Below are 9,776 nucleotides of genomic sequence, written 5' to 3'. Positions count from 1 at the left end.
CGCCGCCCTGGACGGCGGTCCCTGCGCCGTGGGCCTGGAGTCCACCGTGGTCGCCCTGCTGGACGAACCCCGCCTGCTGCGGCCCGGCGCCGTGACCCGCGAACAGATCGAGGCGGTGATCGGCCCCCTGGCCGAGGCCGAGGATGACGCCCGGCGCTCGCCCGGCCGCCTGGCGCGCCACTACGCCCCCCAGGCGCCGGTCCGTCTCAACGCTGCTGCCCCAGAGGCCGACGAGGCCTATCTGGCCTTCGGCCCCGGCGCGCCGGAAGGGCCGCGGGTGTTCAATCTGAGCCCCAGCGGCGACCTGGCCGAGGCCGCCGCCCGCCTGTTCGCCTATCTGCGGGCGGCGGATCGCACCGCGCCCCGGGCCATCGCCGTGGCGCCGATCCCGGCCCATGGCCTGGGGGAGGCGATCGCCGACCGCCTGAACCGGGCGGCGGGCTTTGTCGGCTAGGCCGTGAGGGGCTAGATTTATCCCATGACCCTTTCCGTGCCCGCCGACGTCATCTCCCGCCTCAAGGCCGTGCTCGGCGAAGGCGGTTGGAGCCAGGACCCTGAGCGCCTGGCGCCCAAGCTGCTGGAATGGCGCGACCGCTGGAGCGGCCAGACCCCCTTCCTCGCCCTGCCGGGCTCGACGGACGCGGTGTCAGCCGTGGTCGGCATCTGTTTCGAGGCCGGCGTGCCGATCACGCCGCAGGGGGGGAACACCGGCCTGGTGGGCGGCCAGATCCCCATGGGCGAGATCCTGTTGTCCACCGAGCGCCTGCGGGCCATCCGCGACGTGGACGCCCTGGATGATGTGATGGTGGTGGAGGCCGGCGTCACCCTGGCCGGCGCGCACGAGGCGGCGCTGGCGAAGAACCGCCGCTTCCCGCTGGACCTGGCCTCTCAAGGGACCGCCACCATCGGCGGGGTGATCTCCACCAATGCCGGCGGCACCGCGGTGCTGCGCTATGGGACCACCCGGGACCTGGTGCTGGGCCTGGAGGCGGTGCTGCCCAATGGCGAAATCTGGAATGGCCTGAAGCGCCTGCGCAAGGACAATACCGGCTATGACCTCAAGCAGCTGCTGATCGGCGCCGAGGGCACGCTGGGCGTTGTCACCGCCGCCAGCCTGAAGCTCTTTCCCATCCTGCCGTCGCGGGCCACCGCCATGGTCGGCCTGGCCAGTCCCCGGGCGGCGCTGGACCTGCTGGCCCGGGCCAAGGAGGCGGCCGGCGGCGGGGTCGAGGCCTTTGAACTGATCAGCCGGGTCGGCGTGGACTTCGCGCTCAAGAACATCGCCGGCCAGCGCGACCCACTGAGCGAACCCCATCCCTGGTACGTGCTGGTGGAGCTGGCGTCTGGCGAGCCGGGTTCGGCCGAGGCTGCGCTGGAGCGGCTGCTGGCCCAGGCCCTGGAGACCGGCCTCATCGCCGACGCCGTGGTGGCTCAGACCAAGACCCAGGCCGAGGCGCTCTGGTCGCTGCGGGAAAACCAGTCGCCGGCCCAGAAGCCCGAGGGCGCCACCTGGAAGCACGACGTCTCGGTGCCGGTCAGCAAGGTGGCCGATTTCCTGGAGGAGGCCGGTGCGGCCATGCGCGCCTTCGCCCCCGGCTGCCGGATCTGCGCCTTCGGTCATGTGGGGGACGGCAACATCCACTATGACGTGCTGCGTCCCGATGGGGGCGACGACGCCGCCCATTCGGCCAAGCGCGACGCTGGGTCGCGGATTGTCCACGACATTGTCGCCCGCCTCGAGGGCTCCATCTCGGCCGAGCACGGCCTGGGCGCGATGAAGACCGAAGAAGCCTTGCGCTACAAGGCGCCGGTGGAGGTGAACGCCCTGCGGGCGATCCGTTCAGCCCTTGATCCAAAGCGCATCATGAACCCGCGGGTCCACTTCTAAAGCCGCGCAACCGCCTTGGCTTTGTCATCAAGAGCGGTCAAAGGACCGCGCCATGCTGTTCGTTCTCTCCCCGGCCAAGGCGCTGGACTTCTCCGCGCCGCAAAAGCTGCTGCCCATGACGGCGCCGCAGTTCGATGCGGACGTGATCGAGCTCGCCAAGACCACCCGCAAGCTCACCGTCGCCGACCTCAAGCGGCTGATGTCCCTGTCGGACAATCTGGCCGAGCTGAACCGCGCCCGCTTCCAGGCCTTCGATCCCGAGAGCGAGGACGGCTTGCAGGCCGCCCTGGCCTTCAATGGCGACGTCTATTCGGGCCTTCAGGCCCGCACGATGGACAAGGCCGATCTGGACTGGGCGCAGGACCACCTGCGCATCCTCTCGGGGCTCTATGGCCTGCTGCGGCCGCTGGACGTGATCCAGCCCTATCGCCTGGAGATGGGGACGCGGCTGAAGACCAAGCGCGGCGCCACCCTCTATGACTTCTGGTCCGACCGGATCGCCAAGGCGCTGAACGTGGCCGGCCAGGATCATGCCGACCCGACGCTCGTAAACCTGGCCAGCCAGGAATATTTCGGCGCCGTCGACGCCCAGGCCCTGAAACTGCCGATCCTCAACATCCGCTTCCTGGAGGAAAAGGACGGCCATGCGCGGATCGTCAGCTTCTACGCCAAGAAGGCCCGGGGCCTGATGGCCCGCTACGCCATCGACAACCGCATCAGCCGCGCCGATGATCTGCGGGGCTTCGACCTGGAGGGCTACGGCTTCGTGGCCGCCCAGTCGCAGCCCGGCGAATGGACCTTCAGCCGCCAGCAACCGGCCGCCGCCGCGGCCTGACCTCAAGGAGCGCGCGACATGGCCGTGGATTATGGGATCGCCGGCCACGTGGCCATCGTCACCGGCTCCACCAGCGGCATCGGCCAGGCCATGGCCACGGCGCTCGCCGAGCAAGGGGTGAATGTCATCCTCAACGGCCTGGGCGATCCGGCCCAGATCGAGACCGACCGCAAGGCGCTGCAGGCGCGCACCAATGCGACCATCGCCTATCACGGCGCGGACATGACCAAGCCCGACGAGATCGCCGACCTGGTGGACTTCGCCGTGCGCGAGTTCGGCCGGCTCGACATCCTGGTCAACAATGCGGGCATCCAGCACGTCTCGCCCATCGAGGACTTCCCGCCGGAGAAGTGGGACGCCCTGATCGCCATCATCCTGTCCTCGGCCTTCCACGCCACCCGGGCGGCTGTGCCGGTGATGAAGGCGCAAGGCCGCGGCCGGATCGTCAACATCGCCTCGGCCCATGGCCTGGTGGCCTCGCCGTTCAAGTCGGCCTATGTGGCGGCCAAGTTCGGGGTGGTGGGCCTGACCAAGGCGGTCGGCGTGGAGCTGGCCAAGAGCGGGGTGACCTGCAACGCCATCTGCCCCGGCTATGTGAAGACCCCCCTGGTGGAGGCCCAGATCGGCGACCAGGCCCGTTCGCGGGGCATTTCCGAAGACCGTGTGGTGGACGAGGTCATCCTCGCCGCCCAGCCCAACCGGGCCTTCGTGGAGTACGACCACCTGGCCGGGATGCTGCTCTATCTGGTCTCGGACATGGGCGCCTCGGCCACCGGGGCTGCGCTGTCGGTGGACGGCGGCTGGACGGCGACCTGAGGCCGCGACCCTAACCCGCCCTCGTCACCCTCGGGCTTGACCCGAGGGTCCATGCACACTGCGTCCGGCCCGGTGTTCATGGATGGTCGGGTCAAGCCCGACCATGACGGGGAGAGACTGCGCCACCGCCCTCGTCCTTCGAGGCCCCCCGCCCCCCAATGTCGTCACCCTCGGGCTCGTCCCGAGGGTCCCTGTCGAGGGCAGGCGCAAGCTGCGCGAGGGATCCTGGGCACAAGGCCCAGGATGACAATGGTGGGGTGGAGGACGCAGACCCCCCAGTTGCCGACCCTAGGGGAAACCGCGCCATCCTCTGCCACACAGCCGAGGGACATCGGCGTGGGAGGATCAGACATGGGCGCGCCACTCACCGCCTGCATCATCGGGGCCGGCTGTTCGGGTTTCACCACCGCCAAGCGGCTGAAGGACGAGGGGATCGATTTCGACGTCTTCGAGATGTCCGACGACATCGGCGGCACCTGGTACTTCAATAATCCCAACGGCAAGTCGGCCTGCTACGAGAGCCTGCACATCGACACCTCGAAATGGCGCCTGGCCTTCGAGGACTATCCCGTGCCGGCCGACTGGCCAGACTTCCCCCATCACGGCCAGCTGCTGGACTACTTCAAGGCCTATGTCGACCACTTCGGCCTTCGCCCGCACATCACCTTCAACACCGCCGTCACCAAGGCCGCCCGCACCGAGGACGGCCGCTGGGCGGTCACGCTCTCGACCGGTGAGACGAAGACCTATGACGTGCTGTTCGTCTGCAACGGCCACCACTGGGACCCGCGCTATCCGGACTATCCCGGCGCCTTCGATGGCCCGGCTTTCCATGCGCACGACTATCGCAGCCCGTTCGCGCCGGTGGACCTGCGGGGCAAGCGGGTGGTGGTGGTCGGCATGGGCAATTCGGCCATGGATATCGCCTCGGAGCTGTCGCAGAAGCCGATCGCCAAGACCCTGTGGGTCGCCGCCCGCCGGGGCGTCTGGGTGCTGCCCAAATACATGAACGGCCGCGTGGCCGACAAAGCCTCCATGCCCCACTGGATGCCGCGCAAGCTCGGTTTGCGCCTGGCGGCCAAGCGCATCCGCAAGATCGTCGGCAATATGGAAGACTATGGCCTGCCCAAGCCCGACCACGAGCCCCTGACCGCCCACCCCTCGGTCTCCGGCGAGTTCCTGACGCGGGCCGGCTGCGGCGACATCAGGTTCAAGCCGAATATCGCCGAGCTGATGGGCGACAAGGTGCGCTTCGAGGACGGCAGCGTGGAGGCGGTGGACGCCATCATCTACGCCACCGGCTACAAGATCAGCTTCCCCTTCTTCGACGACCCGGACCTTAAGCCCGACGCCGAGAACCGCTTCCCCCTGTTCAAGCGGATGATGAAGCCCGGCATCGACAACCTGTTTTTCATGGGCCTGGCCCAGCCCCTGCCGACCCTGGTCAACTTCGCCGAACAGCAGGCCAAGCTGGCGGCCGCCTGCCTCGCCGGCCGCTACCGCCCGCCGAGCCCGCCCGAGATGGAGGCCATCATCGCCAAGGACGAAGCCCTGCACCTGGGCCACTTCTACAAAAGCCAGCGCCACACCATCCAGGTGGACTTCGGCCTCTATGTGCATGACCTTATGCGGGAGATTGAGCGGGGGGAGAAGAGGCGCGGCACGCGCAACCGGCGCTCGCCGAAGCCGCCAGCTAGGCTAGGGGGCGCCTGAGCTGCGGCTGTCCACGTCCTCACGTATGCGGTCAGGAATGGGGACGCCGTGTGTCCGTTGCCGTTCCATGTAGAGCCACGCGATGTAGCGACGATACTGGGCATGCTTCCAGCCGCGAGACATGGTCGCCTCCCATTCCGAATTTTCGATGGCGTCATCGAACTGGTGCCGCGGCCACGCGCGCACCTCCGCCTCTTGCGACCGGCCAAACTGCCGCCGCGTCCAGCGCCAGAAGATTGCGGCGACGACCACAAGGCAACTGGAGATGCCTAATGCGCCGAAGAAGCTGCCAAGGACGACACGCATCGCCAACTCAGGCGTGCGCATCGGGTCAGCGATCAACAATGGAAAGAGGGCGATCGAAAAGCTGAGGATGCAGATGACGACGGAGCCCCAGAAAATCGGCCGGATGAACGCCCAGAAACCCGACAACTCCGGCCGCGCCGGAACCGTCGCCCCGTCCTTCCCCACACCTTCGGAGAAGTAGCGCGCCACGCGCCGCCCTATGGTCTCGTCCGTCATCCGCACAGCCCTGCCGCGCCTCCCGCCTGCCCGAAAACAAAACGTGAAAATCGCGCGGGAACAAGGCTCAGAATCATCCGGCGATTTAACCCCAGACTTCCGCAGAACCTGCGTCGAAGAACGTGACCTCCATAGGCGATTTATAGTGGCGCATACCTGTCATTTCGTATGCACGCTTCCGGATTCTCTTATTTTCATCAGAGTCGGGATCGCCATATATTCCGACAAATAGATGCGCAAATCGTCCACGAGCAAGACGATTCAATATGTGGTCGTCATTCTCAGCTAGAGAATGGCCAAATATGAAAAAGCAATGCTTTGACTGCACGGCGTTGGCCGTTAGCTGCTTATATCCCTGATATAGATATGCATTGTGTCGGATTTTTTTCTTTTTCTGATCACTAGATCCTTCCGACACGAAAACTGGGAATGTATCGACGTTTATGGCCTCTCTTATCTGCTCAATTAGCGGTCTGTTAGTTCGCACCCACGTGTACTTTTTGAGCTCGGATCCGGAGTCAAAAAGGTGAAGCGCTCCATGCAAGAAGTGAACGCAAGCATTATGAGCACCAACTTCGCCTTGCCAAACAACATAATCGGCGTCGGGATCATCCTCGTCGTTACCGAATCCGTCGTTCGTGTTAATTTCTACTTGCCCAAAATCAGTGTCATCGTCATGCATTAGCGTCCAGTACAAAAGAAGATCATAGTTCAGAGTAAATATCTGGCCACCTTGACCGAGAAAGTTTGCCAAGAATATTCTGCATTTGTTGAATTGAAGGTCGGACACTTCGGATGGGGTTGCCGGGTGGTTTGACGCAATCGTCTTCACCAAAATTTCTTTCAAGGCCGAAGCATGTGCCCGCATCTTCTCACCAGCCCCGTCGCCGTCTTTGACGTATGCGGGGAGGATTTTTGCCGCGCCTTCTAGCGCACGGATAGCCGCCTCGAAGTCCTGCGTTCCAAGTTCAGAGAAAACTGCTTTGACCTCTGGGCACGAGGAAAAATCGGCTTCGTCAAATAACGACCCGTAGTGAAAAATGTCTGCTCGGCAAGCGATGCTGAACCCGTTTCCGAGGATCGCATGTCGCTTGGAATAAGCAGCAGATTGCTCGATAGCCTCGTTGAACGTGATGATCACAGAGCTCCCCTCCATATATCAACATCTTGAGTGCCATTACTTAGCTTGGCAAGGCCGCCGACCCATCGACCCCCTCTATCGCCACGCCAGATAAAATCGATTTCTGCGATGCAGCATGGGGTGGTAGATAGGCGGCGTTTCCTCCCCCTACCTGCAAACCCCAACGCCAGGAGAGCGCCGCATGGCTTCCGTCAACACGACCATCCTTCCCTTCACCGCCCAGGCCTATAAGGGCGGCAAGTTCGTCGAGGTCAGCGACGCCGACCTGAAGGGCAAGTGGTCGGTGGTCTTCTTCTACCCGGCCGACTTCACCTTCGTCTGCCCGACCGAGCTGGAGGACCTGGCCGACAACTACGCGCAGTTCCAGAAGCTCGGCGTGGAGATCTATTCGGTCTCGACCGACACCCACTTCTCGCACAAGGCCTGGCACGACTCCTCGCCGGCCATCGGCAAGATCGAATACACCATGATCGGCGACCCCTCGGGCCTGGTCACCAACAACTTCGGCATGATGCGCGCGGGCCAAGGCCTGGCCGACCGCGGCACCTTCCTGGTGGACCCCGAAGGCGTGATCCAGTTCATGGAAGTCACCGCCGAGGGCATCGGCCGTAACGCCATGGAGCTGCTGCGCAAGATCCGCGCGGCCCAGTACGTGGCCGCCCATCCGGGCGAAGTCTGCCCGGCCAAGTGGGAAGAGGGCGAAAAGACGCTCTCGCCGTCCCTGGACCTCGTCGGCAAGATCTAAGGCCGACCCCTTCCAGACGACCTGATCCTGCCGGGTCAGGCTGACGGATTAAGGGGCGTTTCCGCACCCGCCTGGCGCTTGCGCGAGGCAGGCCTGTGGGAACGCCCCGCCCCCTCTATCGATCATGGAACGCCATGGGCTGGACGGGCTTATGCCTTGTCTGCGCCTGGGGTCTGCCGGCCCTTTCGCCTCCTGATCGCCGCTGTCTGAGTTTCCTCCCCCCTTTCGCGCCGCCTCGCCGGCGCAAGCTCCGGAGCCGAGCCATGTTGGACGCCAATCTGAAAGCCCAGCTGCAGGGCTATCTGCAGAACGTCTCCCAGCCGGTCGAGCTGATCGCCTCCCTCGGCGACGGCCCCAAGAGCGCGGAGATGGCGCAGCTGCTGGACGACATCGCCTCGGCGTCGGACGGCAAGGTGACCGTGCGCCGGGATGGCGACGATGCGCGCCGCCCCTCCTTCGAGATTCGCCGCACCGGGACCGATGTGGCCGTCACCTTCGCCGGCCTGCCCATGGGCCACGAATTCACCTCGCTCGTTTTGGCCCTGCTGCATGTGGGCGGCCATCCGCCCAAGGTGGACGCCGAAGTGGCCGAACAGGTGAAGGCGCTGGACGGCGACTTCGTCTTCGAAACCTATTTCTCGCTGTCGTGCCAGAACTGCCCCGACGTGGTGCAGGCGCTGAACACCATGAGCGTGCTCAACCCCCGCATCCGCCACGTGGCCATCGACGGCGCGCTGTTCCAGGAAGAGGTGGAGGCACGCCAGATCATGGCCGTGCCCACCGTCATGCTGAACGGCGCCGAGTTCGCCCAAGGCCGCATGACCCTGGAACAGGTGCTGGCCAAGCTGGACACCGGCGCGGTCGCCCGCGAGGCGGCGAAGATCAAGACCAAGGAACCCTTCGAGGTGCTGGTGATCGGCGGCGGTCCGGCCGGCGCGGCCGCCGCCATCTATGCCGCGCGCAAGGGCATCCGCACCGGAATCGCGGCCGAGCGCTTCGGAGGCCAGGTGCTCGACACCATGGCCATCGAGAACCTGACCGGCACGCCGCACACCGAGGGCCCGAAGCTCGCCGCCGACCTGGAGCGCCATGTGCGCGACTATGAAGTCGACATCATGAACCTGCAGAAGGCCGCCAAGCTGATCCCGGCGTCCGAGCCCGGCGGCCTGGTGGAGATCGTGCTGGAGAACGGCGCCTCGCTGAAATCGCGCACCGTGATCCTGGCCGTGGGCGCCCGCTGGCGGCAGATGAACGTGCCGGGCGAGGACAAGTACAAGAACAAGGGCGTGGCCTACTGCCCCCACTGCGACGGGCCGCTCTATAAGGGCAAGCGCGTGGCGGTGATCGGCGGCGGCAACTCCGGCGTGGAGGCGGCCATCGACCTGGCCGGGATCACCGCGCACGTGACGCTGATCGAATATGACGGCCAGCTGCGCGCCGACGAGGTTCTGCAGCGCAAGCTGCGGAGCCTGCCCAATGTGACGGTCATCACCTCGGCGCTGACCACCGAGGTGCAGGGCGACGGGTCCAAGGTGACGGCGCTGACCTATAATGACCGCGGGACCGGGACCTCGCACACGGTCGAGCTGGAAGGCGTGTTCGTACAGATCGGCCTGGTGCCCAACACCGAATGGCTGGCCGAGGACGGGGTGGCCCTGTCGCCCCGCGGCGAGATCGAGGTGGACGCCAAGGGCCAGACCTCGGTGGCCGGCGTCTTCGCCGCCGGCGACGCCACGACGACGCCCTACAAGCAGATCGTCATCGCCATGGGCGAAGGCTCCAAGGCCGCGCTCTCGGCCTTCGACTACCTGATCCGCCTGGCGCCGGTTGAGGCCCGCGAGGCGGCTTAGGGCGCTCCCGCTTCTCAGCCGTCACCCTCGGGCTTGACCCGAGGGTCCATGCACACCGCGGCCAGCCCGGTGTTCGTGGATGGTCGGGTCAAGCCCGACCATGACGGTGGAAGGGGTGAGCGCAGCACCCTCCGCCCCCACGTCGTCATGCTCGGCCCTGTGCCGAGCATCCCTGTCGAGGGCGGGCCGGGCGTCACGAGGGATCCTGGGCACAAGGCCCAGGATGACGTCTGAAGGATATGGTCTCTCTCCGTCACCCTCGGGCT

9 protein-coding genes are annotated in these 9,776 nt (G+C 65.6%); 7 read left to right on the top strand and 2 right to left on the bottom strand.

The features are described from left to right. The 5 genes from V7702_RS12055 to V7702_RS12035 form a co-directional block, all read left to right on the top strand. Positions 1 to 454, top strand: a 454-nt coding sequence (locus V7702_RS12055) for a Sua5 family C-terminal domain-containing protein (RefSeq protein ID WP_335650350.1), incomplete at its 5' end; no start/stop codon positions are given. A 24-nt stretch (positions 455 to 478) separates the two neighbouring features. After that, on the top strand, positions 479 to 1,888 hold the full coding sequence (locus V7702_RS12050; RefSeq protein ID WP_335650349.1) for an FAD-binding oxidoreductase: 1,410 nt from the start codon (positions 479 to 481) through the stop codon (positions 1,886 to 1,888). 52 nt (positions 1,889 to 1,940) lie between these two features. Next, positions 1,941 to 2,723 carry a peroxide stress protein YaaA gene (gene yaaA / locus V7702_RS12045; protein WP_335650348.1) on the top strand — a complete coding sequence of 261 codons (783 nt, stop codon included), beginning with the start codon at positions 1,941 to 1,943 and terminating at the stop codon, positions 2,721 to 2,723. Between the two features lie 18 nt (positions 2,724 to 2,741). Next, on the top strand, positions 2,742 to 3,539 hold the full coding sequence (locus tag V7702_RS12040; protein WP_335650347.1) for a 3-hydroxybutyrate dehydrogenase: 798 nt from the start codon (positions 2,742 to 2,744) through the stop codon (positions 3,537 to 3,539). Between the two features lie 351 nt (positions 3,540 to 3,890). Then, the gene (locus tag V7702_RS12035; protein WP_442958416.1) at positions 3,891 to 5,252 is read left to right on the top strand and encodes a flavin-containing monooxygenase; all 1,362 of its coding nucleotides are present in this window, start codon (positions 3,891 to 3,893) and stop codon (positions 5,250 to 5,252) included. Here the strand turns inward: V7702_RS12035 and V7702_RS12030 are convergent. Next, positions 5,238 to 5,774, bottom strand: a complete 537-nt coding sequence (locus V7702_RS12030) for a hypothetical protein (RefSeq protein ID WP_335650346.1) — start codon at positions 5,772 to 5,774, stop codon at positions 5,238 to 5,240. The two genes, V7702_RS12035 and V7702_RS12030, sit on opposite strands and share 15 nt — an antisense overlap. Before the next feature lie 85 nt (positions 5,775 to 5,859). Then, positions 5,860 to 6,915 carry a DUF4917 family protein gene (locus tag V7702_RS12025; RefSeq protein WP_335650345.1) on the bottom strand — a complete coding sequence of 352 codons (1,056 nt, stop codon included), beginning with the start codon at positions 6,913 to 6,915 and terminating at the stop codon, positions 5,860 to 5,862. A gap of 181 nt (positions 6,916 to 7,096) precedes the next feature. On the opposite strand from V7702_RS12025, the gene ahpC reads away from it, so the two are divergent. Beyond that, a complete protein-coding gene (ahpC, locus tag V7702_RS12020; RefSeq protein ID WP_305286786.1) occupies positions 7,097 to 7,660 on the top strand; it encodes an alkyl hydroperoxide reductase subunit C in 564 nt (187 codons plus the stop codon). A gap of 263 nt (positions 7,661 to 7,923) precedes the next feature. Further along, complete coding sequence (gene ahpF, locus V7702_RS12015) at positions 7,924 to 9,510, top strand: alkyl hydroperoxide reductase subunit F (RefSeq protein WP_335650344.1); 1,587 nt, start codon at positions 7,924 to 7,926, stop codon at positions 9,508 to 9,510. Positions 9,511 to 9,776: the final 266 nt, after the last annotated feature.

It is taken from the genome of Phenylobacterium sp., from assembly GCF_036963605.1.
GTDB lineage: Bacteria > Pseudomonadota > Alphaproteobacteria > Caulobacterales > Caulobacteraceae > Phenylobacterium.
This window is presented reverse-complemented; position numbering and strand designations above follow the sequence as displayed.

Coding starts and splice junctions, on each gene's coding strand:
- V7702_RS12050 (WP_335650349.1), top strand. CDS start 479: ATGACCCTTTCCGTGCCCGCCGACGTCATCTCCCGCCTCAAGGCCGTG.
- V7702_RS12035 (WP_442958416.1), top strand. CDS start 3,891: ATGGGCGCGCCACTCACCGCCTGCATCATCGGGGCCGGCTGTTCGGGT.
- ahpC (WP_305286786.1), top strand. CDS start 7,097: ATGGCTTCCGTCAACACGACCATCCTTCCCTTCACCGCCCAGGCCTAT.
- V7702_RS12030 (WP_335650346.1), bottom strand. CDS start 5,774: ATGACGGACGAGACCATAGGGCGGCGCGTGGCGCGCTACTTCTCCGAA.
- V7702_RS12040 (WP_335650347.1), top strand. CDS start 2,742: ATGGCCGTGGATTATGGGATCGCCGGCCACGTGGCCATCGTCACCGGC.
- ahpF (WP_335650344.1), top strand. CDS start 7,924: ATGTTGGACGCCAATCTGAAAGCCCAGCTGCAGGGCTATCTGCAGAAC.
- yaaA (WP_335650348.1), top strand. CDS start 1,941: ATGCTGTTCGTTCTCTCCCCGGCCAAGGCGCTGGACTTCTCCGCGCCG.